Below are 23,113 nucleotides of genomic sequence, written 5' to 3' on the forward strand. Positions count from 1 at the left end.
GTGACACCACTCGACGGCTTCACGGTCATCGATCTCTCCACCGGGATCGCCGGGGCCTACTGCACCAAGATGCTGGCCGACGGCGGCGCGGAAGTCCTCAAAGTCGAGCCGCCGCAGGGCGATCCACTGCGGTACTGGTCGGCCTCGGGTGCCGATACCGCCGGCGAAGGGGCATTGTTCAGCTTTCTGTCCGGCGGCAAACGCAGCGTCGTCACCGATCCCGAATCCGGCACCGCGCTCGTGGACCGGTTGCTCTCCGGCGCGGACGCCGTCATCTGGTCGCGCGGATCGGCGCTGGCCGAGCACCCGGCGTTTGCGCCCCACCAGATCACTCGCGACCATCCGCATCTGATCGTCACCGCGATCACGCCCTTCGGTCTGGACGGTCCGTGGAGCGATCGGCCGGCCACCGAATTCACCCTGCAGGCGTGGTCGGGTGGCATCTTCGGGATCGGGCGCGGATCGCAGGACCGGCCACCGGCATTCGTCGGCGGACAGATCGGCGAGTACCTCGCCGGCGCTTACGCCAGTGCGCTGACCCTGGCATCGTGGTTCGCCCGCCGCGACCGTGGTGACCTGTTGGACCTGTCGATGCTCGAGACACAGATCATGGGCCTGACCTACTACCCGGTGACCTACTTCGAGATGCTCGGCAAGCCCTGGCGCGACACTCGCAGGCTCACCGTGCCCGGTATCGCCTCCGCCAAGGACGGCCTGGTCGATGTCGGGTGCGGCACCGCCCAGCAATGGTTCGACCTGTGCGCGATGACCGGGCATCCCGAGTGGATCGACGAGGACTCGCCGCTGTCGATCACCGAGCAGGCCAACGAGAAGGCCGAGGAGATCTACGCCTGGTTCAAAGAGCAGACCGTCGAGGAGATCCGGGATCTGGCCACCGCGTTCCGGATCCCCAACGCCCCGGTCGGCAACGGCGCCAACGTCACCGAACTGGATCACTTCCAGGCGCGGCAGGTCTTCGTCACCAACCCGCGCGGCGGATTCATCCAGCCCGATCGCCCCTATCGGATGCCGCAACTGAGCTGGGGCCCCCCACAGCCGGCGCCGCGTCTCGGCGAGCATACCGAGCACTACCGTTCGACGCCGCCACCAGCACGTGTTGCCGGTGGGGGTGAGCAGCACGACGCCGGGCCGTTCAGCGGCCTTCGGGTGCTCGACCTGACGACATTCTGGGCCGGCCCGAGCTGCACCCATCTGCTGGCCATGCTCGGCGCCGACGTCATCCATATCGAATCGACCGGCAAACCCGATGGCACCCGGCTCATCGCCGGAATCCCGGCCAGTGAACCGCAATGGTGGGAGCGTTCACCGATCTTCTCGGCGCTGAACACCAACAAGCGGGGGCTCACGACGGACCTGCGTCGGGAGGCCGGCCGCGAGATTCTGCGGAAGCTGGTCGCGACCGCGGATGTGATCGTGGAGAATTTCACCCCGCGGGTGCTCGAGCAGATCGGCTTGGATTTCGACACGGTCCGCCGGTTGCGGTCCGACGCGATCTTGTTGCGGATGCCCGGTTTCGGGCTCGACGGGCCGTGGCGTGACAATCCGGCGTTCGCCTACGCGATCGAGGCCGCCGCCGGCGTGAGCTGGCTGACCGGCTTCCCCGACCGCAACCCCTACGAGCCGTATTCGGTGGGCGATCCGAACGCGGGCGTGCACGCCCTCAACGCGCTGCTGCTGGCGCTGGAGCATCGTCGTCGTACCGGCGAAGGGATCCTGGTGGAAGCGGCGATGGTCGATGCGGCCCTCAACGTCGCCGCCGAGCAGGTGATCGAGTACTCCGCCTACGGCGCACTGTTACAGCGCGACGGCAATCGGGGTCCGACCGCAGCACCGCAAAACCTGTACCGCACTTCCGATATCGACGAGTTCGGCCGGCTCGACAGCTGGGTCGCAGTGGCGATCAGCACCGACGAAGAGTGGATCGCGCTCTGCGAGGCACTGGGTCGACCGGCCTGGGCGGCCGACCCGAGCCTGGCGACGGCAGCAGGACGGCGCGAACACCACGATCTCATCGACTCCCGGCTCGGCGCCTGGTGCGCCGAACGCAGCGGCGATGAGATCGTCGAGTTGCTCTGGCCGGCCGGGATTCCGGTGGCCAAAGCTGTGCAACCGCACCGGCAGGCCGAATCGCCACAGTTGGCGCATCGCGGCTTCTTCGAAGATGTCGCCCACCCGGTGAACCCGACGGTGCGGCACAGCACGCTGCCGGTGCGTTCGACGCACGGGCCCAGCCGGTGCCACCGTCGCCCGGCGCCGTTGCTCGGTGAACACAACCACGAACTGTTGCGCGAGCTGGGTTTCACCGAGGCCGAGGTCGCCGCACTGGAAGCCGACGGTGTGATCGGCAACGCACTCGGTTAGCCGGCAACCCGCCGTCGCAGTGACGCTGCACTCACGGCGCACCCTTCTCGCACCGTTTCGCCATGGGCTCAGCGTCAATGATCAACGGCTACGGCTTGTCCAGCGCGTCCAGCGCCGCCCGGGTGTCCAGATCGGTGAATGCCGCGGCGTAGCGCTGCGCGAGCGCCAGGCTGATGTCGGGCCGCTGCCAGTTGTCGCCACCGGACAGCGTGGCGATCCAGATCGCCAGGCCGTGCGCCGCGGAAGCCCGGTAGTGCAACCAGATCTCCTCGGCCGAGGGTAGTTCGGCAGACGGAAGGCCCAGGGAGCCACGGTAGTCCTCGACCAAGTCACGCTCGGCAGCCTGCCGGTCGGCGATGGTCAGCGCACCCTGCAGGAAGTAGCCCAGGTCCAGCGAGAAGTTGCCGTGCCGGACCATCTGCCAGTCCAGGAAGCCGACGTCACCGTCGGGCAGCACGTAGGTGTTGCCGATGTGCGGGTCGCCGTGCAGCAAAGTCTGCGGCCCCCGGGCCAGGCTGCGGATGTAGCGGGCCCAGATGTCGCCGAAGAGTTCCGGCCCGCTCATCGCGGTGATCTCGGCGGGAACCGAGTCGCCCAGTCGCTGGTAGGCGACGTCCAGCGGTGCGAGCTCCAGACCGGCGAACGGCACGAACGGCTCCACCCACTCCAGCGCGGGATTGCCGCTGATGCGTTCACCCCAGAACGCCCCGTGCAGGCGGGCCAGGCCGCGTACTCCCCGGGCCGCTTCGTCGAGGTTCAACGGCCGGGTCGCGTCGCGCGGGTCGGCGCCGCGTGCCACCACATCCTCCATCAGCAGCAGGAAGTCGCGGCGCTGCTCGTCGATCACCGCCCGGTAGACCGTCGGATGATCCAGTGGCAGTTCAACTTGCGCGAGGAATAGTCGCGGCTCGTGGTACAGACCGCTGGTCAGCTCGACTAGATCGGCGTGCTCGGGGTCGACCGCCTTGACGAAGACGGTGGCCGGCCCGCTTCCGGCCGCGTAGCGCAGCGCCAGCCGAGCCCGCCGGTTGGTGCCGTCGTCGCGCGACACGACCGAGACCTCTTGCACCACCGCGCCGGGGTGGTGACCGCTGATGGCAGCGGTCACCCACTCCGGTGTTATCGACTCCCAGCTGTCGGGAATCACCGGCGCGGCTACTTCAGGCAGCTTCCGGCGTCGACGGGCAGGGTCACCCCGGTGATGTAGCGGGCCTCGTCGGATGTCAGGAAGAGCACGGCGTTGCTGATGTCGACCGCGTCCACCCACGGAATCGGCAGGGTGTGGAAGAGCTGGCAGATCGGCGCCATGTCGTCGGGGCCCGGGTTCTCCAGGTCCGGCCGGAACATCTTCCAGGTGCCCTCGTTCATGATCATTCCCGTGCTGACATGGGTGGGGTGCACGCTGTTGACGCGAATGTTGTGCTGCCCCAACTCGACGGCGAAGGAGCGCATGATGCCCACCACGCCGTGCTTGGCGGCCACGTAGTTGCCGCAGTGGGGGTAGGCCTTCAGCCCGCCCACCGAGCTGGTCAGCACGATCGAACCGCCGTTGCCCCCGGCAATCAGGTGCGGCACACCGGCTTTGACGGTCTTCCACACACCCGACAGGTTGATGTCGATCATCTCCTGCCAGTCGTGTTCGCTGCACTGGTCGAGGGTGTCGCCACCGTTGCCGATGCCGGCGTTGGCGACGATGATGTCCAGGCGGCCGAGCTCCTCGACACCGGCATCGACCGCGGACTTGAGAGCGTCATAGTCGCGCACGTCGACCTCGGCGGTGTAGATCCGGCGGTTCAGCGCCTTGACCATGTCGGCGGTCTCGGCCAGCTCCTCCGGGGTGGCCGGCGGAATGGGCGAGTTCTCCACGATCGGCTTACAGACGTCGATCGCGATGATGTCGGCGCCCTCCTGGGCCAACCGCACCGCGTGGCTACGGCCCTGGCCGTGCGCCGCGCCGGTGATGAACGCGACCTTGCCCTCAACACGTCCGGTCATTGGAAACCTCAATTCTGTTGTTGCGGAAAATTTCGGGTGACTAGGGGGTTCAGGGAATGAGCGCCGGCATGGAGACCCAGCCCCGCACCGTCGACGTCGGGGAGATCTGCGTCGCCGACAGGTCGACCTCCCACTCCGGGAAACGCTTGAGGATCTCCTCGAGCGCGATCCGCGCCTCGAGCCGGGCCAGGGCATTGCCCACACAGAAGTGGGTGCCGTGACCGAAGCCCAGGTGCGGGCGCCGTTCCCGGTGGATGTCGAACACGTCGCCATCCGGCGGGAACCGGCGGTGGTCGCGGTTGGCGGCACCGATCAGCAGGAGCATCGCCGAGCCTTCGGGCACCGTCTGGCCGTAGTACTCCACGTCGCGCGTGACGTACCGGGCCGCGTGCGGTGCCGGCGGCTCGAACCGGACCAGCTCCTCGACCGCCCGCGGGATCAGTGCCGGGTTGGCCGCCAGCTGCGCGCGCTGGTCGGGGTGGTCGGCCAGCACTTTGCCGGCCCAGCCGATCAACCGGGTGGTGGTCTCACTGCCGGCGGTGGCAAGCACGGTGAGGAACAGGTGCAGTTCCTCGCGGGACATTCGGCGCCGGGTGCCGTGTTCGTCCTCGAACTCCGCATTCATCAACTCGGTGATCAGGTCATCGGAGGGGTTCGTGGTCCGGTAGGCGATGATGTCGGCGAACACGTCACCGGTGGCGATCGGACCGTCCGGGTTGTCGGTCATCTTCTGACCGGGCTCGGTGCGGATGGTGGCGTCACCGTGCTCGGTGACGTGGCGCTGCTGATCCTCGGGAATACCCAGCAGCATGCCGATCACCCGCATCGGCATCTCCGCGCCGAGATCGGTGACGAAGTCTAATCGGCCGGTGCCCACCAGCGGGTCCAGGCAGCGCGCGCAGAACTCCCGGATCTGCGATTCGAGGGCGTTCATCCGCCGCGGGCTGAACATCCCCGCCATCAAGTTGCGGTGGATGTCGTGGATCGGCGGGTCCTCGAAGATCAGGATGCCCGGCGGAATCTCCATGCCGGACTTGATGATCTCCAGGACGGCACCCTTGGCGGAGCTGAAGGTCTGGTAGTCGGCGAACGCGGCGTGCACGTCGTCGAATCGGCTCAGCGCGTAGAAGTCGTGTTCTTCGTTGTAGTACAACGGCGCCTCTTCGCGCAGCCGGCGAAACATCGGGTACGGGTCGTTGTTGAGTTCGACATCGTACGGGTCATAGCGCGCTTCGTCGGTGGTGGTCACCGTCATGGTTGCCCCTTTGAGTGGGTGGGAGAACAGCGGTCAGAGGCCGGCGGGGACGGGAGCCGCCACCGGGGTGAATTCCAGGTGGAGTTCTGTCAGGCCGCGCAGGATGAAGGTCGGTTCGAAACTGAATCGGCGGTCACCGGCCGGTCCGTGCTGCGACTCGTCGAGCCGGATGTCGGTCATGCGGTCCAGGATGCGTTCCAGCGAGATCCGGCTCTCGGCGCGGGCGAGCGGCGAGCCCGGGCAGGTGTGGCTGCCGCGGGCGAACGCCAGGTGCTCGCGCACATTGGGCCGGTCGATCCGGAACTCGTGCGGGTTCTCGAACTTGCGGGGGTCGCGGTTGATCGCCCCGGGGAACATCACCACGACCGTGCCGGCCTTCAGTTCGACGCCACCCAACGTCGTGGTCTTGCGCACCAGCCGCGGGTCGGTCTTGACCGGGCTCTCCATCCGCAGGGTCTCTTCGAGGAAGTTCGGGATCCTGCTGCGGTCCTCGCGCAGTTGCGCGACGAGGCCGGGGTCCTCGGCCAGGAACCGCAGCGCCGCGCTGAGCAGCTTGGTGGTGGTCTCCTGTCCGGCCGCGAACAGGAACGTGGAACTCTTGACCACGTCGGAGATCTCGGGGATCGACCCGTCCTCGTAGGTGGCGGTGGCCAGGTCGGTCAGCACGTCGCCGCGTGGATTCTCCCGCCGGTCATTCAGGTAGCCGCTGAACTTGTCGTCCAGCCACGCCAGCGGGTCGTGGGCCAACTCCTCGTGATCGAGCGAGCCGATACGGGCGCCCGGCTGCGGCGCGCCCAGCACCTCCTGGAACGTCGGCCGGTCCTCCTCGGGCACACCGAGCAGGTCGGCGATCACCAGCAGTGCGAACGGGCGGGCGTACTCGGAGAGGAATTCGCATTTGCCGCTTTCGGCGAAGTAGTCGAGCTGGCGGTCGGCCAGCTGCCACATGAAGTCCTGGTTCTCCTTGAGCCGCTTCGGTGTCAGCAGCCGATTCAGCAGCGACCGGGCCTTGGTGTGCATCGGTGGGTCCATGGTGACCATGTGATCGGCCATCGGCATCTGATGGCGGTGCGCCTCGATCTGCTCGCTGATGTCGTCGCCCTCAGGCTCGAACGGCAGCGGCGGGAAAGGCCCACCCACGGCCACCAGGTTGGAGTAGGTGTCAGAGTCGCGGTAGACCTCGTTCGCTTCTTCGTGACCGGTCACGGCGACGACGCCGTAGACGTTCAGCGGGGTCACCGGATTCTGGGCCCGCAGGTAGTCGAAGTACGGGTGAGGGTCCGGTATCAGGGACTGATCGGTGAAGAAGTCGATGGTGTCGAAGTCGGTCAACGTGGACCCCTCTGCTGAATGGGCTGACATGTGCTGTGCATCTGCTTAGCATGGGCGGGACCGGGAAGCAAGGGTTGCGGCGGCATTACGCTGGCCGCCGGACGTGTAAAGGTGGAATGTGATGACGCGGAGCGGACCGTATGCCCGAATCTGGTAAGGGGCAGCGCAGAATTGGGGCTCCGGACGCGAAGAACCGGTTGCGGTTGCTCGATGCCGCCGAGGAACTCTTGTTGACCGCCGGCCACACCGCCGTCAGCTCGCGCCGCGTCGCCGAGCGGGCCGGTCTCAAGCACCAACTCGTGCACTACTACTTCCGGACCATGGATGATCTTTTCCTGGCGATGTTCCGCCGTCGGGGTGATCAAGGGGTGGCCGAGCAGGCCGCGGCGCTGGCGTCGCCGCAGCCGTTGTGGGCGCTGTGGCGGTTCAACACCGACCCGGCGTGGACCGCGCTGACCATGCAGTTCATGGCGCTGGCCAACGAGCGTGCGGCGTTGCGGTCGGAGATCGCCAGCTATGCCGAGCGGCTGCGCGCCGAACAGATTGAGGCGGTGGCCGGCCTGCTGGCCCGCTATGGCATCGATGGCGGCGAGTTTCCGGCGACGGTGCTGACGGTGTTGATGACCAGCGCGTCGCGGATGCTGATCATCGAACACGAGGCGCTGGGCATGACCCTCGGCCATGCCGAGACCGTCGAGTTCGTGGAGCGGTGGTTGCATCGCTTCGAGGGCGAGCCGCAAGCGGTCACCGGCGCCGACGGACAGGTCCTCCCGGCCAGTGCCGCTGCGCGCTAGCGGTTGTTGCGCTGCTGCTGCAGCGCGTCCGCGGCCGCCCAATGCTCGTCGGAGACCCAGAGCCGGGCAAACGCTGCCACCGCCTCGTCCGCCGACGCGCCGGCCAGCACCCGTTTGATCTCGCCCGCCGACCGGTTGGCCAGCGACCGCGCCAGCCCACGCCATTCGGCCTCGAACGACTCCCGTGGCACCACCCGGTTCACCAGCCCGATCCGTTCGGCCGCGGCGGCGTCGAGCATGGTTCCGGTGCCGGCCAGCAGCAGCGCCTGACTGTGCCCGACCAGGGCCGCCAGCCGCTCGGCCCCGCCCCAAGCCGGCATGATCGCCAATGACACCTGATTGAACGCGATCTTGATGTCGGCGGCGGCGATCCGGATGTCGGCGGCTACCGCGACCTCGGCGCCGCCGCCCAGCGCGTGGCCGTTCAATGCCGCGATCACCGGCGCGGGGAACGCGGCGATGCGGTCGCACAGTAACCGCATCCGCCAGGCCATGGCCTGCGCGTCCGCTTCGGTGCGGATGGCGGCGAGTTGCTTGAGATCGCCGCCTGAGACGAAGGCGCGATCGCCGCCGCCGGTGATGACCAGCGCTCGTGCCGCGGCTACCGCATCAAGAGCACGATCGAGCTGATCCATCGTCTCCGGGGCGATCGCGTTGCGCGCCTGGGGACGATCGATCGTGATGACCGCCAATCCTTCATCCAGCTCGACATCAACCATGACTCTCCAATGAGGATATTGGCATTCTCGGATCAGGAGAATAACATCGCGGGGAACATGCGAAAGATTCCCGACGATCTGGTGCGTCACTACGAAGCCAATGGGTGGTGGACCCGGGAGACCCTCGGGGACTTGCTCGGTGACGGTTTGTCCCGCGGGGCTGACAACCACTTCGAGGTGCACTCGGCGGTACGCCCGTGGGTCGGCACCTTCGGCGAGGTGGAGCTGACCGCCCGCCGGCTGGCGGCCGGGCTGCGGGCCCGCGGCGTCGGCCCCGGCGATGTCGTGGCGTTCCAGCTGCCCAACTGGATGGAGGCCGCCGCGACCTTCTGGGCGGCGGCGTTCCTGGGGGCGGTCGTGGTGCCGGTCGTGCACTTCTACGGCCCCAAGGAGCTGGGCTACATCTTGGCCGCCAGCAAGCCCCGGGTGTTCATCACCGCCGAGAAGTTCGGGCGGATGAGCTATCGGCCGGAGCTGGCCGCGGACATCCCGATCGTCGGGGTGGTGGGCGGGAGACCGGCGAGCGTGGTGGGCGGGAGACCGGCGAGCGTGGTGGGCGGGAGACCGGCGAGCGTGGTGGGCGGGAGACCGGCGAGCGTGGTGGGCCAGGACTTCGATGAGTTGCTCGCCGCCGAACCGATGGCCGGGATCCTGGCCACCGACCCCGGTGCACCGGCACTCATCGCGTTCACGTCCGGCACCACCCGAGACCCCAAGGGCGTCATACACAGTCACCAGACACTGTGCTTCGAGACGCGCCAGCTGCTCGATAACTACCCCAAGGATCGCGGTCGGCAACTGACCGCAACCCCGGTCGGGCACTTCATCGGGATGCTCGGCGCTTTCTTGATCCCGGTGCTGGAGAGCGCTCCGATCGACCTCGCCGACACCTGGGATCCCGGCCAGGTGCTGGAGCTGATGACCAGTCAGGGGGTGTCGATCGGTGGCGGACCGCCGTACTTCGTCACCAGCCTGCTCGATCATCCGGGCTTTGCGACCGAGCATCTCAAGCACATTCCCAATGTCGGGCTCGGCGGGGCGACGGTGCCCGCGGCGGTCACCCGCCGGCTTGCCGACCTCGGCATCTACGTCTACCGCTCCTACGGCAGCACCGAGCACCCGTCGATCACCGGCTCGACCGCCAGCGCCCCGGAGGACAAGCGGCTGTTCACCGACGGTGACGCGCGGCCCGGCGTGGAGATCCGGCTGGCCCCCGACGGCGAGATATTGAGCCGCGGCCCCGACCTGTGCCTGGGCTACACCGACGATGCCCTGACCGAGGCGGCTTTCGACGCCGAGGGCTGGTATCACACCGGCGACATCGGCGTGCTCGACGCCGACGGGTATCTGACCATCACCGACCGCAAGGCCGATGTGATCATCCGCGGCGGCGAGAACATCAGCGCCGTGGAGGTCGAAGAGGTGCTGTTGGCGATGCCCCCCATTGCCGAGGCGGTGGTGGTCGCATCGCCCGACGCCCGGCTCGGGGAGCGGGCGGCCGCGGTGGTCCGGCTCAAACTCGGATTCGCGACGCCGACGATGCCGGAACTGCGGGCCCACTTCGAGCGGATGGGCGTGGCGCGGCAGAAGTGGCCCGAGGAACTGCACGTGGTCGAGGATTTCCCGCGCACCGCCAGCGGCAAGGTGCAGAAGTACCGGGTGCGACAGGGCCTTGCCAGCGAGGTTGCACCGACACCGTTGTGAGAATATGATTCTCATGAGCCGAAAAGGAGCATTTCATGGGTCAACTGTCACATCGCGTCGAGATCCCGTTCCCGTTGTTCGACGCCGACAACCACCTCTATGAGCCGCCGGAGGCGCTGACCAAGTACTTGCCCAAGGAGTACAAGGACATCGTCCAGTACGTGGAGATCAACGGGCGTACCAAGATTGCGATCGACGGCCACATCAGCAACTACATCCCGAACCCGACCTTCTCGCACGTCGCCAAGCCGGGCGCCTGGGAGGAGTACTTCAAGTTCGGCAACCCCGACGGCAAGAGCAAGCGTGAACTGTTCGGGGAGCCGATGAAGTCGATCCCGGCGTTCTTCGAGCCGGCTCCGCGCCTGGCACTGATGGACGAACTGGGCGTCGACCGTTCGCTGATGTTCCCCACGCTGGCCAGCCTCATCGAGGAGCGGCTGCGCGATAACCCGGTCGCCATCCACGTCATCATCCACTCGCTCAACCAGTGGCTGGACGAAGTGTGGGGCTTCAACTACAAGAACCGCATCTTCACCACCCCGGTGATCACCTTGCCCATCGTCGAGAAGGCGATCGAGGAGCTCGAGTGGTGTGTCAAGCGTGGTGCCCGCGCCATCTTGATCCGCCCGGCTCCGGTCCCCGGTTTCCGCGGCCCGCGCTCGTTTGCGCTGCCCGAGTTCGACCCGTTCTGGGAGCGTTGCGTGCACCATGACGTGTTCGTCGGCATGCACTCCAGCGACAGCGGCTACGCGCGCTACACGTCGGAGTGGGACGGCACGGTCCAGGAGATGCTGCCCTTCCAGACCAATGCGATGAACATTCTGAACGAATGGCGCCCGATCCAGGATGCGGTGGGCTCCTGGGTGATCCACGGTGCGCTGTTCCGCCACCCGAAGCTCAAAGTGGGCATCGTGGAGGCCGGCTCCAAGTGGATGTTCCCGCTGCTGGACTCCATGGCCGAGGTGTACAAGAAGGCGCCGGAAGCCTTCCTGGGCAACCCGATGGAGGAGATCAAGAACCGCATCTACGTCAGCCCGTTCTACGAAGAGGGCATCGACGATCTGATCAACCTGATCGGTGTGGAGCAGGTGCTCTACGGTTCCGACTGGCCGCACCCGGAGGGTCTGGCCGAGCCGACCCACTACGTGACGGCGCTGTCGCACCTGTCCGTCGAGGACCAGGCCAAGATCATGGGCGGTAACCTCGGTCGGCTCGTCACCGTTTAGCGGTGCCGCGCTGGCAGACCATTCCCGAGATGGTCTTGAGTGTCGGCGATCGCTTCGGGGATGCCGAAGCGATCGCCGATGGCCCGGTGCGGCTGAGTTTTTCCCAGTTGGCCGACCGAGTGCGCTGTGCGGCGGGGGCGTTCGCCGCGGCGGGGGTCGCCAAGGGGGACCGGGTGGCCATCTGGGCGCCCAACTCCGCGGAATGGATCATCGCCGCATTCGGGCTGCTGACCGCCGGCGGAGTGCTCGTTCCGGTCAGCACCCGCTTCAAGACGGCGGAGGCCGACGACATCATCCGTCGTAGCGGCGCCAAGCTGGTCCTGGTCGAAAAGGGTTTCCTGGGGCTGGATTTCACCGCGCCGCCCGGGATACCAGTGATCGACCTGAAATCGGACTTCCTGGCTTCAGGTGCGCCGCTGCAGCGTGCGGTCGACGGCGGCGACATCGCCGACATCATCTTCACCTCGGGCACCACCGGCCGGCCCAAAGGCGTGATGATGAGCCATCAGCAGAATCTGCGGCTCTATGCCGAGTGGTGCGACCTGGCCGACTTGCGCGAGGGCGACCGCTACCTGATGGTCAACCCGTTCTTCCACACCTTCGGTTACAAGGCGGGCTGTATCGCCGCCTGCATCCGGGGCGCCACCATGATCCCGGTCCGGGTTTTCGACGTCGACGTGGTGGCCGAACTCATTGAGACCGAACGCATCACGATGCTGCCAGGTCCGCCGACGCTGTATCAGTCGCTGTTGGACGCTCCGTCCGGGCGTGATCTGTCGTCGCTGCGCGCCGCGGTCACCGGCGCCGCCGACATCCCGGTGGACCTGATCCGCCGGATCCGCAGCGAATTGCCGTTCCAGTCGATCATGACCGGCTACGGGTTGACCGAGGCCGGCACGGTGACCGCCTCGCGCCGCGGCGACTCATTCGAGGACATCGCCACCACCGCGGGCCAGGCCTGTGCGGACATCGAGATCTGCATAGCCGGCGACGCCGAAGCCGGCGAGGTTCTGGTGCGCGGCTACAACGTGATGGCCGGCTACCTCGATGACCCGGCGGCGACCGCCGAGGCGATCGACGAGCAGGGCTGGCTGCACACCGGAGACATCGGGACGATCGACGACGCCGGTCGGCTGCGGATCGTGGGGCGGATGAAGGACATGTTCATCGTCGGCGGCTTCAACGCCTACCCGGCCGAGATCGAGGGCTTCCTGCTGGAGCATCCGGCCGTCGCGCAGGCCGCGGTGATCGGTGTCCCCGACGAGCGACTCGGCCAGGTGGGCAAGGCGTTCGTGGTGAAGCGGGCGCCCCAGCTCTCCGAATCGGAGCTGATCGCGTGGAGCCGAGACCGGATGGCAGGCTTCAAGGTTCCGCGATCGGTGCGCTTCGTCGACCGGTTGCCGCTGAACGCCACCGGCAAGGTGGACAAGGGACAACTGGAGACCCAGGCCGGGGCGTGAGACGTCATGTACGTCTGCCTGTGCGCGGGGGTGACCAGTCAGCAGGTGATCGATGCCGTCGCCGCCGGTGCGTCGAGCACCAGACAGGTCGGTGAACTCACCGGGGCGGGCACGGTATGCGGGCGCTGCAAGAACAACATCCGCGCCCTGATAGCGGCAGCTCCAACCGGAACGCGGTCACTGACGTAAGTCATCTTCTGGCGGGGGACTACTGAGGCGGTACTGTCGTGACCGGCGAATGGTCACAACGCAGTAGGCAGAGGGATCCGGGCATGGCCGTGGCGGACAAGTCAGACAAGATGACGGCGCGTGAAACCAAGCGCCTGCAGACGCGCGAGCGGCTGCTGGGTGCGGCGACGGCCGAGTTCAAGCGGACCGGGATGGCGCAGGCCGACGTCGGCGCCATCGTCGCCGCCGCGGGCGTCGCGCACGGCACGTTCTTCTTCCACTTCCCCACCAAGGAACATGTGCTGCTCGAGCTCGAGCAGCGTGAAGAGGACCGGATGGCAAAGCAGTTCGGCCGGTACCTGGCCAAGGGGCATGACCTGAAATCCGCCTTGACCGAAGCGGTGCGACTGGTGTTGGGGCTGGAGCGCCGCCTCGGTGAGCTGTTGTTCAAGGATTTCCTGGCGCTGCACTTCTCCCAGACCCGCCCGGCCGCCGAGGATGGTAGTGATCACTCACTGGTCCTGCTGTTGGGCAAGCGCATCGAGCAGGCCCAGGCCGAGGGGGAGGTGGACCCGGAGGTCCGGCCGATCAACAGTGCGGTGTTCTTCTTGCTCGGTCTCTACGCGCTGGCGATCACCACCAACGATCCGATGCGTCACGAGTTGCTCGAAGATTTGGTGAAGCGCACCCTGCACAGCGTTGCCGTGATCGCCTGATCAATCCTTGTCGTCCGCGACATTGAATGACTAGAGTCAGTCGACATGCCCGGTGCACTGTCGGTTGAAGAGCATATGGAAGCGTCGCGCCTCGCCCAGCGTCAGGCGGACAAATGGCTGATCAGCGGAAGCATCCTGATAGGAACTGCGGCATTGGGCATTTTCGGCCTGCCGTTGTTCCTCCGGGGAGTGTGGCTGCTACGGCAGGCGCAGCGGAACGGGATGTCGGTGCGGCCGATGCTGGTGACCCTGCTGGGGTACCTGGTCATCGTCGACGCGGCGATCAACACCGTGGGGTGGGCGCTCGACCTGATCGGTAGTCACACCTTGCTGGCGCGTGTGCTGCTCAGCGGCTGGGGCTACATGTTCGACGCCGGATACTTCTGGCATTTCAACGAACTCTGGGTCGGCGGCGCTGCCGGCCCAGGCGAAAAGGCCATGGAAGCGGGCATGATTCTCACCGTGTTCACCATGCGTATCGCGGCCGGGATCGGGTTCCTGCAGATGAAGCGCTGGGGTCACCAGTGGATGGTCGTCACCTGCTGGATGGGCGTGGTGATCTGGGTGTTGTACGTCTTCAACATGACGATGTTCGCCGACGTGCGGTTCGCCGGGGTGATCTTCCCGGTCGTGGGCTGGTGGCTCTACGACATCTTCTACATCACCCCGTTCCTTGCGATCCCGTATCTGCACACCGTGAACCGCGAGATCTTCACCGATTGACCACCCCGCAAGCATCCGTTCTATTGACTGAAGTCAGTCAATAGGTTAGAAACAGTGCACCATGACCCCACAGCTGCGCCGAGTCCGGCACGACACCCGCCGACGCCAGCCACGGACCGGCGTGGTCTTGGGGAGGCTTCGCGGTGGCGGACGAAACATCGTGCGTTACAAGTTTTCCTGCGCCGCGGCGCGCGGCTTGAACCCGTCAACAAGGAGGTCCGACCATGGACTACGTCTGGGAGATTCTGCGTTACGTCGCGGCATGGGGCGGTACCGGTCTGGTCATCTGGTTCTGGTACTGGATGTTCTCCAACATCGGCACGTTCTGAGCCGGGCGCACATCTGCCCGGGAGCGACGTTTCATGACTGACCTCGACCAGACCGCCGCCATGGCGTTGGAGCGCAGCTGCTCGGTCACCGCGGTCGCGCTGAGCGAGGAGAACCGCGCCGGCGTGCGGCTGGTCACCGGCGACCACCGCGGCTTCGGCCTCAGCGTGTCGCGCAGTCACGTGCACGTGCCCTACCCGGTATTGCGGACCGACTGGACCCGCCGATCGTTGACCTGCGGGATCGCCCTGCAATGCGCATCGTCGAAGGACCGGCTGGGCCAGTACCGGATCAACGAACTGTCGGCACGTGAACTGCGGGCGCTGACCGTCGTGGAAGCCGGCGTCGCCCTGGGCTGGATCGCGGCGCGGTGGCCGGGTTTGATGCCCGAGTTCGACCGTCTGCTACCCGAACTCGCACCGGCGGACCCGCAGCTCGAGGCGCGCGACATGATCGGTCGGGCCATCGAGACCGCCCGGGGATCGGATCAGGCGGAGCTCGACCCGTTGCTGGGCCGGCTGCCGGCGATCTACACAGCGCCCACCGGGCTGACCGACAGACTGCGGCGGCAATTCGGCAGGATGCCCTGGACCACGACGCAGCAGCGGATGCCGCGGCCGTACTCGGTGCCCGTCGGCGGTGACGGTGGGGTTCGCAATCCGAACCTGCCTCCGCCGAGCCGGCCGCAGGACAACGACACCGATGTCACCCCTGAGCACCGTCCGGGAATCCCGTATCCGGAGTGGAATTCCTGGACCGAGCGCCTGATGCCCGACCACGTGGCCGTTGTGGAGTTGGCGCGTGACCGACGAGTCGGTGCCCCCACCACGACCTCGGCTGACCTGCGCAAGTGGTTTCAGGAGGACACCCATCGCGCGATGGTCAGCCGGCTCGAGGACGGGTCGGATCTCGATATCGACCAGTACGTCCGCCATTACGTCGACCTGCGCACCGGGGAGGCCGGCGAGCCTCGACTGTTCCGCGACCTGTTGCCGTGTGACCGCGATGTCAACACCGCGCTGCTGCTCGACGGCAGCTCCTCGCTGGGGGTACACGGGGGACGGGTATTCCGGCTCGAGCTGGCCTGCGCGGATGCGTTGTCCCGCGCCATGACCCACGCGCGTGAGCGGCATGGGATCTTCGTGTTCACCGGCAACACCAGGCATCGGGTGGAAGTCCGTTGCCTGAAGGACTTTCCGGAAGCCCGATTCGTCCCGCCGAGCGGTATGGGGTTGTCCGCTGGTGGTTACACCCGCCTCGGTGCCCCGATCCGGCATCTGACCAGCCGACTGCTCGACCAGCCCTCGGAGCGCCGACTACTCATCATCATCGGCGACGGGATGATCTCCGACGAAGGCTACGAGGGTAGGTACGCCTGGTCGGACGCCGCGCACGCGGTGGAGGAGGCCAACGAGGCCGGTGTGTCGGTCTACTACGTGGGCGTCGGCCCGACACGCGTCGACCCGTTGCCCGAGGTTTTCGGACCCAAACGCTCACAACGGATCAGCCGGGTGGAAGAACTGCCGCGCGTACTGGCACGCGTGCACCGCGAACTGATCAGTACGTAAGGGAGGGAGCCACATGAGCAGCGACATGTATTACTCGAACGGAAACGAGGTCCGACTCTTCGAGCAGGCCTTCACTCGGAAGATCCCGGTGATGCTGACCGGGCCGACCGGCTGCGGTAAGACCCGGTTCGTCGAGCATATGGGATCACTGCTGGGTCGGCCCGTCATCACCATCAGCTGCCATGACGACCTGACCAGTTCAGATCTCGTCGGACGCTTCATGGTGACCGGCGGTGATGTCACCTGGACCGACGGACCACTGACCCGGGCGGTCAAAACCGGTGCCATCTGCTACCTCGACGAGGTGGTGGAGGCGCGTCACGACTCACTGGCGATTCTGCACTCGCTCACCGATCATCGGCGCAGCCTGTATCTGGACAGAGCCGACGAAGTGGTCCGGGCGCCGGACGATTTCATGCTGGTGTGCTCCTACAACCCGGCGTACCGGAGTTCGTTGAAAGAGCTCAAACCGTCGTTCCGGCAGCGCTTCGCCACCTTGCCGATGACCTACCTTCCCCCCGAACGCGAGGCGCAGGCCGTCGTCGCCGAAACCGGCATAGAACTTGCCGCCGCGCAGCGACTCGTGCACTGCGCCATCGCCATCCGCACCGCCGACGAGGCGTTCCACTTCGAGCCGCCGTCGACCCGGGTGCTGGTCACCGCGGCACAGCTCATCGCGGCCGGTGCCGGCGAACTGGAAGCGGCCGAAGCGTGCATCCTCGCGCCGCTGAGCACCGATGGTGCCATCAGTGAAGGACTGCGCGAGATCGCGGCCGCAGTTCTGCTCGACGCCGACAAACTCTAGAAGGGAAATCCGAAATGGCCGACCAGCAAGAGCAGAAACGCAAGAGGGCCCTGATCGTCTTCCAGATCGTCATCTACGGCTACCTGCTCACGATGTTCCTGATCCAGCTGTACATGTCGTTCGATCGGGGTTGGTGGTACCTGTGACGACCACCGATCCACCGGTCGGCCTGCACGAGCATCAGGAGCAGTCCCGCCTCGCCCAGCGGCAGGCCGACAAATGGATGATCGTCGGTGCTGCGCTGATGGGTATGTGGGCACCCGGGTTGATCGGTTTCCCGATCTTCATGCGCGGGGTGTGGCTGCAGCGCGAGGCCCAGCGGGCCGGTCTGTCGGTGCGGCCCATGATCGTTACCCTGATCGGGTATCTGGTGCTGATCGACGGCATGCTCAACAGCCTGGGCTGGTCGCTGGACCTGGTCGCCAACCACACCCTGATCAACCGGGTGCTGCTGATCGGCTGGGGTCACATGTTCGACGCCGGCTATTTCTGGCACTACAACGAACTGTGGGTCGGCGGTGCGGCCGGACCGGGGGAGAAATCCATGGTCTTCGGCATGATCCTGACCGTGTTCGCGATGCGCTGCGCCGCCGCGATCGGCTTTCTGCAGATGAAGCGCTGGGGCCACCAATGGATGATCGTCACCTGCTGGATGGGTGTGCTGATCTGGGTTCTCTACGTCTTCAACATGACCATGTTCGCCGACGTGCGCTACGCCGGGGTGATCTTCCCGGTCATCGGCTGGTGGCTCTACGACATCTTCTACATCACCCCCTTCCTGGCCATCCCGTATCTGCACACGGTGAACCGCGAAATCTTCACCGACTGATCAAGGAGCACAACGATGGAAACCACTGCCGCCGAGGACTTACCGCCGGGCACCACGCCCTACTACGCGCGTATGCACACCTGGATCAAGCGTGCCACGTTGGTGTGCCTGGTCGCACTGGTCATCGAAGGCGCTTTCACCTTGCCGTTCATGGCGGTCTACTACGGCTACCCGACGCTGAGCCTCACCCAGATCTGCAGCGAGCTGCTCAAGGTGCGCTATTCCGACGACACCCTCGAGTGCAAGTACCCCTACCCGCCGCTCGGGCCTCCGGAGGGCGCCGAGGGCAAGGACACCGCCAAGGACATCTGGGGGATTCAGCCCGTCCCGCAATATGACCGGCTCGGTTTCCGAGAGCTGGTCGACCGGTACGAGGCTCGGCTGGCCAAACAGCAAGCCGCCCAACAGCAGGGCGGCTGAGCGGTGCTGGACAAGATGCAGGTAGCGCCGGTACTGCCGCACTTCGCCTACGCCGACCTGCCGATGGCCCACGATCGTGGCAAAGGGTGGGCGGCGTTGCGCGATCTCGGGCCCGTGGTGTACGGCGAGGGCGCCTACTACCTCACCCGACGCGATGATGTGCTTGCCGCGCTGCGTAACTGGGAGGTCTTCTCTTCGAGGATCCCCTACGACGACATGATCAGCCCGGTTCCGCTGGTGCCATTGGGGTTCGATCCGCCCGACCACACCCGGTACCGGCAGCTGCTGCATCGCTACTTCAGCCCCCAGACCCTGATGGCGCTGCTGCCCTCGCTGCAGTCGCAGGCCGCCGAGATCATCTCCGGAATCGCCGCGCACGATCGGTGTGAGGTGATGGCTGAACTGGCTACCCCCTATCCCTCGCAGGTGTTCCTCACACTGTTCGGGCTGCCCCTCGAGGACCGGGACCGCCTGGTCGCCTGGAAGGACGCGATCATCGCGTTGAGCCTGACCGACGACCCCGCCAGCGTGGACCTGACACCGACCGTGGAACTGTTCGACTACCTCACCGAAGCTGTTGCGCGTCAACGGAAGGATCCGCTTCCCGGCATTCTCTCGGAACTACTGCGCGGCGCAGATCCGCTCGATGACAACGAGGCCATCGGGCTGTCCCTGGTATTCGTGCTGGCCGGGCTGGACACCGTCACCGCAACGATCGGCGCAACGATGCTGGAACTGGCCCGCGGGCCCGCGTTGCGGGCGGCATTGCGCGAGGATCCCGACGGTGTCGCGGTCTTCGTCGAGGAGATGATCCGCCTCGAACCTGCGGCGCCCGTCGTCGGGAGAGCCACCACCCGCCCGGTCACCATCGCCGGCGTTGAGATTCCCGCGGGCGCCGAGGTCCGCCTCTGCCTCGGTGCGATCAATCGAGACGGCAGCGACGAGTATTCCGGGAATGAACCGGTTCTCGACGGAAAGGTGCATAAACACTGGGGATTCGGCGGCGGTCCGCACCGCTGTCTGGGCTCACACCTCGCCCGTCTGGAGCTCAAACTCGTGGTCTCGGAATGGCTGGCCCGCATTCCTGATTTCGGGCTCGCGCCGGGTTTCGTGCCAGAGATCAGCTGGCCGTCGGCGACGTGCTCGCTGCCGGCGCTGCCACTTCGGCTCGGGCCGGACTCATGACCGCCGCGTCTCGAACAGCGCCGCGACATCGGCGGGCCGCACTTTGAGCGCGGCATTGCGCGGCAGTTGTTCGACGACGACGATCGCCACCGGCACATGATGGCTGGGAAGCGCGTTGCGCACCAAGGTCTTCAGGTCGTCCTCCGACGGCTTCCCGCCACTGTGCCGCAGCTCGACGGCCGCTACCGGGACTTGACCCAGGCGGGTATCAGGGAGCCCGATCACACAGGCGTCGCGCACCGCCGGATGTGACACCAGTACCGCGCGCACCGTTTCCGGCAGGACCTTGAAACCGCCGCGGTTGATCGCGCCATCCGCGCGCCCGTGAATCGTGACGAAACCGTCGGCATCCACCGAGGCGAGATCGGTGGTGCGGATCCACTCCGGTCCCATCACCTGCACCCGGGCTTCGAGAAGGCCGTGCCTACCGGTCGGCAGTACCGTGCCGGTGTCCGCATCCACGATGCGAACCTGCACGCCCGGCAGCGGTTTACCCGAACTGGCCGGCTTGGTGTCGCGGTAGCGCTCGTACAGCTCCGGCGTCCAGGCACAAACCGAGCCGGCGAATTCCGTTGCGCCGTACGCCCACAGCAGCGGTATGCCGTAGCGGCTCTCGAACTCCTCGCGCAGCTGCGACTCCAACGGGCCAGAACCACCGGGCAGGTACTCCAGTGAGGCAAGATCCGATTCGGCGACATCGGCGTCGAGCAGCATGCGCAGCATCGCCGGCTGCACACCGGTCCGTTTAATCCGGTAGGTCTTGACCGCCCGCACCCACTCGTCGACAGTGAACTTCTCCAGCAGCACCATCCGTTTACCGAGGTAGGGGCCGACCAGCAGTTGGCACACACCGATGCTGCCGAACGGCCAGTACACCAGTTCGGGGGAATCGTCGGGGGCGGGGCGCTGCCCCACGGTCATGGTCAGCACCGTGTGCTGCAGTGCCGACGTCGATACCGGCACCCGTTTGGGCGCTCCGGTAGTGCCGCTGGTCAAGATGTGCAGTCCGGGTGCGAGCCTGCCGCCGGGCGCTGCATCACCGACTTGCCGTCGCGCAGCGATGGTTTCGACACCGATCGGCTCGGGAATCAGCCCGATCCCGGCCGATCCGACATGCGTGACGGCGTCGCGCGCCGGTCCGGTCCAGTCCTGTTGGTCGGCCAGGATCGCCGGTAGCCGAAGCGAGGTGATGTCGCGCGCAATGGATTCGGCCGATTGGTAGGAGTAGATCATCGCGACCGGACGACCGGCGGCGACGAAGCCTAGGATGACCGCGGCGTGCGGGACGCGGTTGCGCACCACCACGCCCACCGGATCGCCGGGTGCGATACCCGCCCGGGCCAGCTGGTCGGCGACAGCTGCGATGTAGCCGGTGATGTCATTGCCGGAGTACCAGGTTCGCTCGAACTCGATACACGGGGCTGTGCCGTAGCTGTTGAGGCCCGCCGATAGCGTTGCGCAGAACCGGTCCATTCCCCACCTCAGTACTGCGTGCAGCCCTGATCCACCGGAATCGCGGCGGCGGTGACCAGATGGGAGTCACCGCTGGCCAGCCAGCACACCGTGCCGGCGATGTCTTCCGGCTCGGCCACCCAAGTGGGCAGGAAAGGCGTGAGCATCTGCGAGAGTTGCGGATTGGTCTCCATCGCCTGCCCCAGCGCGCTGACCATGTCGCCGGTACCCATGTCGGTGTTGACCGGGCCGGGATGCACGCTGTTGACCCGGATCCCGTGCTTGCCCAGTTCGGCGGCGAACGCGCGGGCCATGCCGGTGACGGCGTGCTTGCTGGCGGTGTAGTGCACCATGAACGGCTGCATCTTGATGCCGGCCGCCGAGCTGATCAAGATGACCGAGCCGCCGCGACCTCCGTCGATGATGTGTTGCGCACCGGCCATCACGGTGTTCCAGGTGCCGGTCACATTGATGTCCAGCACATCGCGAAAATTCTCCGGGGTGATGGCATCCCAGGCCTGCGGGGCTGCGACACCGGCATTGGCGACGATGATGTCCAGCCTTCCCAGCGTGGACACCCCGGCGACGACCGCCTCCCGCAACCCGTCGTAGTCGCGGGTGTCGACGACCGAGGACACAATGCGCCGACCGGTGGCTTCCACCAGTCGTACCGTTTCGGTCAGATCCTCCGGGCTTGCCGGGTCGTACGGTACGCAGTCCGGGAGTTTGCCCGCCACGTCGATTGCGATGATGTCGGCGCCCTCGCTGGCCATGCGCACCGCGTGCGCGCGCCCCTGCCCGCGTGCGGCTCCGGTGATGAACGCGACCCGGTCGGTCAGTCGTCCCGTCATGCCTGATCCCTCCCTTGTCGATTCATGTCTGCCGCTGAGCGGCTTTGACCAGACCCGAGCCGATGATCAGCCGTTGGATCTCGCTGGTGCCCTCATACAGGCGCAGCAGCCGGACATCGCGGTAAATGCGTTCGACCGGTACCCCGCGCATGTAACCGGTGCCGCCGTGGACCTGTACCGCGAGATCGGCGACCTTGCCGGCCATCTCGGTGCAGAACAGCTTCGCCGCCGACGGCGCGATTCGGCGGTCTTCCTCGGTGACCCACTTGCGCGCGGCGTCACGAACCATGGCGCGGCCGGCCAAAACGCCGGTCTGCTGGTCGGCCAGCATTGCCTGCACCAGTTGAAAGCTGCCGATCGGGGTGCCGCCCTGGGTGGCGGTGGCCGCATAGTCGACCGACTCGTCGAGAGCGCGCTGGGCGGCGCCGACCGCCAGCGCGGCGATGTGCACCCGGCCGCGCGCCAGCGAGGTCAATGCGGCCCGGTAGCCGAGATCCTCGCTGCCGCCGACCAGCGCCGCATCGGAGACGCGCACGTCGGTGAAGCTCACGTCGGCCGTCCACGCCCCTTCCTGGCCCATTTTGGCGTCCTTGACGCCCACCTCGACGCCGGTGGCGCCGGCGGGAACCAGGAAGACCGCGATACCGGCGCCCTGCTCGTCGGCCGGGCGGGTGCGGGCGAAGACGATGAACAACTCGGCCGTGGGCGCGTTGGTGATGAACCGCTTCTGGCCGGTGATCAGCCAGTCCGAACCGTCGCGGACCGCCTTGGTCAGCAGTCCGGCCGGGTTGGAGCCCGCACCCGGTTCGGTGAGTGCGAAGGAGGCCACGACGTCGCCGGTGGCAATGGGGGCCAGCCAGCGGCTCTTCTGTTCCTGCGTGCCGAACCCGACCAGCACCTGACCGGCGATGCCGTTGTTGGTGCCGAACATCGAGCGCACCGCCAGCGATGTGTAGCCCAACTCCATGGCCAACTCGACGTCCTGGGTGAGGTCCAGGCCCAGCCCGCCCCACTGCTGCGGGATGGCGTAGCCGAACAGGCCCATCGCCTTGGCCTGTTCGCGCAGATCGTCGGGAACGCGGTCCTCGGCGAGGATCTCGGCCTCGCGCGGAACCACCGAGCTGCGAACGAAATGGCGGGTCTGGGCCAGAATCTCGGCGAAATCCTCGTCGCTGACTTCACTCATCGACGCCGCTTCTCCT

Annotated in this window: 22 protein-coding genes; 14 read left to right on the forward strand and 8 right to left on the reverse strand. The window is 66.6% G+C overall.

Going from position 1 to position 23,113, the window contains the following annotated elements:
• Window positions 1–2,382, forward strand: coding sequence for a CaiB/BaiF CoA transferase family protein (locus G6N19_RS13115; RefSeq protein WP_013830358.1), 2,382 nt, complete (start codon window positions 1–3; stop codon window positions 2,380–2,382).
• Window positions 2,383–2,470: 88 nt separating this feature from the next.
• On the opposite strand, the gene G6N19_RS13120 is transcribed toward G6N19_RS13115, so the two are convergent.
• From G6N19_RS13120 to G6N19_RS13135, 4 genes are read right to left on the reverse strand one after another with little or no spacing between them, the layout of a single operon-like run.
• The gene (locus tag G6N19_RS13120) at window positions 2,471–3,529 is read right to left on the reverse strand and encodes an ecdysteroid 22-kinase family protein (RefSeq protein WP_232062385.1); all 1,059 of its coding nucleotides are present in this window, start codon (window positions 3,527–3,529) and stop codon (window positions 2,471–2,473) included.
• Window positions 3,530–3,537: 8 nt separating this feature from the next.
• Window positions 3,538–4,377, reverse strand: a complete 840-nt coding sequence (locus tag G6N19_RS13125) for a mycofactocin-coupled SDR family oxidoreductase (protein WP_193465065.1) — start codon at window positions 4,375–4,377, stop codon at window positions 3,538–3,540.
• A 49-nt stretch (window positions 4,378–4,426) separates the two neighbouring features.
• Window positions 4,427–5,632, reverse strand: a complete 1,206-nt coding sequence (locus tag G6N19_RS13130; protein WP_193465066.1) for a cytochrome P450 — start codon at window positions 5,630–5,632, stop codon at window positions 4,427–4,429.
• Window positions 5,633–5,665: 33 nt separating this feature from the next.
• Entirely contained in the window at window positions 5,666–6,964 is a 1,299-nt protein-coding gene (locus G6N19_RS13135) for a cytochrome P450 (protein ID WP_193465067.1), read from the reverse strand.
• 140 nt (window positions 6,965–7,104) lie between these two features.
• Between G6N19_RS13135 and G6N19_RS13140 the strand changes: the two genes are divergently transcribed.
• Complete coding sequence (locus G6N19_RS13140) at window positions 7,105–7,758, forward strand: TetR/AcrR family transcriptional regulator (RefSeq protein ID WP_193465068.1); 654 nt, start codon at window positions 7,105–7,107, stop codon at window positions 7,756–7,758.
• Here the strand turns inward: G6N19_RS13140 and G6N19_RS13145 are convergent.
• Window positions 7,755–8,477 (reverse strand): enoyl-CoA hydratase/isomerase family protein, encoded by a 723-nt coding sequence (locus G6N19_RS13145; RefSeq protein WP_193465069.1) that lies wholly within the window; start codon window positions 8,475–8,477, stop codon window positions 7,755–7,757. The two genes, G6N19_RS13140 and G6N19_RS13145, sit on opposite strands and share 4 nt — an antisense overlap.
• 57 nt (window positions 8,478–8,534) lie before the next feature.
• Here G6N19_RS13145 and G6N19_RS13150 point away from each other — a divergent pair, with 57 nt between their 5' ends.
• The 12 genes from G6N19_RS13150 to G6N19_RS13200 all read left to right on the forward strand — a co-directional run bounded on the left by G6N19_RS13150 (window position 8,535) and on the right by G6N19_RS13200 (window position 19,608).
• Window positions 8,535–10,181: an AMP-binding protein gene (locus tag G6N19_RS13150; RefSeq protein WP_193465070.1), complete on the forward strand. Its 1,647-nt coding sequence runs from the start codon at window positions 8,535–8,537 to the stop codon at window positions 10,179–10,181.
• A 35-nt stretch (window positions 10,182–10,216) separates the two neighbouring features.
• On the forward strand, window positions 10,217–11,407 hold the full coding sequence (locus G6N19_RS13155) for an amidohydrolase family protein (protein WP_013830350.1): 1,191 nt from the start codon (window positions 10,217–10,219) through the stop codon (window positions 11,405–11,407).
• Between the two features lie 29 nt (window positions 11,408–11,436).
• Window positions 11,437–12,867 (forward strand): FadD3 family acyl-CoA ligase, encoded by a 1,431-nt coding sequence (locus tag G6N19_RS13160; protein ID WP_232062699.1) that lies wholly within the window; start codon window positions 11,437–11,439, stop codon window positions 12,865–12,867.
• A gap of 6 nt (window positions 12,868–12,873) precedes the next feature.
• On the forward strand, window positions 12,874–13,056 hold the full coding sequence (locus G6N19_RS13165; RefSeq protein WP_193465072.1) for a (2Fe-2S)-binding protein: 183 nt from the start codon (window positions 12,874–12,876) through the stop codon (window positions 13,054–13,056).
• A gap of 83 nt (window positions 13,057–13,139) precedes the next feature.
• Complete coding sequence (locus G6N19_RS13170) at window positions 13,140–13,751, forward strand: TetR/AcrR family transcriptional regulator (RefSeq protein ID WP_193465073.1); 612 nt, start codon at window positions 13,140–13,142, stop codon at window positions 13,749–13,751.
• 45 nt (window positions 13,752–13,796) lie between these two features.
• Window positions 13,797–14,474, forward strand: a complete 678-nt coding sequence (locus G6N19_RS13175) for a hypothetical protein (RefSeq protein WP_083037788.1) — start codon at window positions 13,797–13,799, stop codon at window positions 14,472–14,474.
• A 362-nt stretch (window positions 14,475–14,836) separates the two neighbouring features.
• Entirely contained in the window at window positions 14,837–16,369 is a 1,533-nt protein-coding gene (locus tag G6N19_RS13180) for a nitric oxide reductase activation protein NorD (protein ID WP_193465074.1), read from the forward strand.
• Window positions 16,370–16,382: 13 nt separating this feature from the next.
• Window positions 16,383–17,174: a CbbQ/NirQ/NorQ/GpvN family protein gene (locus G6N19_RS13185; RefSeq protein ID WP_193465075.1), complete on the forward strand. Its 792-nt coding sequence runs from the start codon at window positions 16,383–16,385 to the stop codon at window positions 17,172–17,174.
• A gap of 14 nt (window positions 17,175–17,188) precedes the next feature.
• Entirely contained in the window at window positions 17,189–17,320 is a 132-nt protein-coding gene (locus G6N19_RS21610; protein ID WP_013830342.1) for a hypothetical protein, read from the forward strand.
• Window positions 17,317–18,003, forward strand: coding sequence for a hypothetical protein (locus G6N19_RS13190; RefSeq protein WP_013830341.1), 687 nt, complete (start codon window positions 17,317–17,319; stop codon window positions 18,001–18,003). Before G6N19_RS21610 ends, G6N19_RS13190 begins: the two co-directional genes overlap by 4 nt.
• A 15-nt stretch (window positions 18,004–18,018) precedes the next feature.
• Window positions 18,019–18,423, forward strand: a complete 405-nt coding sequence (locus G6N19_RS13195; RefSeq protein ID WP_193465076.1) for a hypothetical protein — start codon at window positions 18,019–18,021, stop codon at window positions 18,421–18,423.
• Between the two features lie 15 nt (window positions 18,424–18,438).
• Entirely contained in the window at window positions 18,439–19,608 is a 1,170-nt protein-coding gene (locus G6N19_RS13200) for a cytochrome P450 (RefSeq protein WP_193466392.1), read from the forward strand.
• Here G6N19_RS13200 and G6N19_RS13205 read toward each other — a convergent pair.
• The 3 genes from G6N19_RS13205 to G6N19_RS13215 are packed head-to-tail and all read right to left on the reverse strand — an operon-like array spanning window position 19,603 to window position 23,097.
• On the reverse strand, window positions 19,603–21,081 hold the full coding sequence (locus G6N19_RS13205) for a class I adenylate-forming enzyme family protein (protein WP_193465077.1): 1,479 nt from the start codon (window positions 21,079–21,081) through the stop codon (window positions 19,603–19,605). The two genes, G6N19_RS13200 and G6N19_RS13205, sit on opposite strands and share 6 nt — an antisense overlap.
• Before the next feature lie 8 nt (window positions 21,082–21,089).
• Complete coding sequence (locus tag G6N19_RS13210) at window positions 21,090–21,911, reverse strand: mycofactocin-coupled SDR family oxidoreductase (RefSeq protein ID WP_193465078.1); 822 nt, start codon at window positions 21,909–21,911, stop codon at window positions 21,090–21,092.
• A 22-nt stretch (window positions 21,912–21,933) separates the two neighbouring features.
• Complete coding sequence (locus G6N19_RS13215; protein WP_193465079.1) at window positions 21,934–23,097, reverse strand: acyl-CoA dehydrogenase family protein; 1,164 nt, start codon at window positions 23,095–23,097, stop codon at window positions 21,934–21,936.
• Between the last annotated feature and the right edge of the window lie 16 nt (window positions 23,098–23,113).

The organism is Mycobacterium novum (assembly GCF_010726505.1).
Classification (GTDB): Bacteria; Actinomycetota; Actinomycetes; order Mycobacteriales; family Mycobacteriaceae; genus Mycobacterium; species Mycobacterium algericum.

What these genes read in the sequence shown, in the direction of transcription:
- G6N19_RS13125 (WP_193465065.1), bottom strand. Translation starts at nt 4,377, where the DNA reads ATGACCGGACGTGTTGAGGGCAAGGTCGCGTTCATCACCGGCGCGGCG.
- G6N19_RS13130 (WP_193465066.1), bottom strand. Translation starts at nt 5,632, where the DNA reads ATGACGGTGACCACCACCGACGAAGCGCGCTATGACCCGTACGATGTC.
- G6N19_RS13140 (WP_193465068.1), top strand. Translation starts at nt 7,105, where the DNA reads ATGCCCGAATCTGGTAAGGGGCAGCGCAGAATTGGGGCTCCGGACGCG.
- G6N19_RS13145 (WP_193465069.1), bottom strand. Translation starts at nt 8,477, where the DNA reads ATGGTTGATGTCGAGCTGGATGAAGGATTGGCGGTCATCACGATCGAT.
- G6N19_RS13150 (WP_193465070.1), top strand. Translation starts at nt 8,535, where the DNA reads ATGCGAAAGATTCCCGACGATCTGGTGCGTCACTACGAAGCCAATGGG.
- G6N19_RS13155 (WP_013830350.1), top strand. Translation starts at nt 10,217, where the DNA reads ATGGGTCAACTGTCACATCGCGTCGAGATCCCGTTCCCGTTGTTCGAC.
- G6N19_RS13160 (WP_232062699.1), top strand. Translation starts at nt 11,437, where the DNA reads ATGGTCTTGAGTGTCGGCGATCGCTTCGGGGATGCCGAAGCGATCGCC.
- G6N19_RS13165 (WP_193465072.1), top strand. Translation starts at nt 12,874, where the DNA reads ATGTACGTCTGCCTGTGCGCGGGGGTGACCAGTCAGCAGGTGATCGAT.
- G6N19_RS13170 (WP_193465073.1), top strand. Translation starts at nt 13,140, where the DNA reads ATGGCCGTGGCGGACAAGTCAGACAAGATGACGGCGCGTGAAACCAAG.
- G6N19_RS13175 (WP_083037788.1), top strand. Translation starts at nt 13,797, where the DNA reads ATGCCCGGTGCACTGTCGGTTGAAGAGCATATGGAAGCGTCGCGCCTC.
- G6N19_RS13180 (WP_193465074.1), top strand. Translation starts at nt 14,837, where the DNA reads ATGACTGACCTCGACCAGACCGCCGCCATGGCGTTGGAGCGCAGCTGC.
- G6N19_RS13185 (WP_193465075.1), top strand. Translation starts at nt 16,383, where the DNA reads ATGAGCAGCGACATGTATTACTCGAACGGAAACGAGGTCCGACTCTTC.
- G6N19_RS21610 (WP_013830342.1), top strand. Translation starts at nt 17,189, where the DNA reads ATGGCCGACCAGCAAGAGCAGAAACGCAAGAGGGCCCTGATCGTCTTC.
- G6N19_RS13195 (WP_193465076.1), top strand. Translation starts at nt 18,019, where the DNA reads ATGGAAACCACTGCCGCCGAGGACTTACCGCCGGGCACCACGCCCTAC.
- G6N19_RS13200 (WP_193466392.1), top strand. Translation starts at nt 18,439, where the DNA reads ATGCAGGTAGCGCCGGTACTGCCGCACTTCGCCTACGCCGACCTGCCG.
- G6N19_RS13205 (WP_193465077.1), bottom strand. Translation starts at nt 21,081, where the DNA reads ATGGACCGGTTCTGCGCAACGCTATCGGCGGGCCTCAACAGCTACGGC.
- G6N19_RS13210 (WP_193465078.1), bottom strand. Translation starts at nt 21,911, where the DNA reads ATGACGGGACGACTGACCGACCGGGTCGCGTTCATCACCGGAGCCGCA.
- G6N19_RS13215 (WP_193465079.1), bottom strand. Translation starts at nt 23,097, where the DNA reads ATGAGTGAAGTCAGCGACGAGGATTTCGCCGAGATTCTGGCCCAGACC.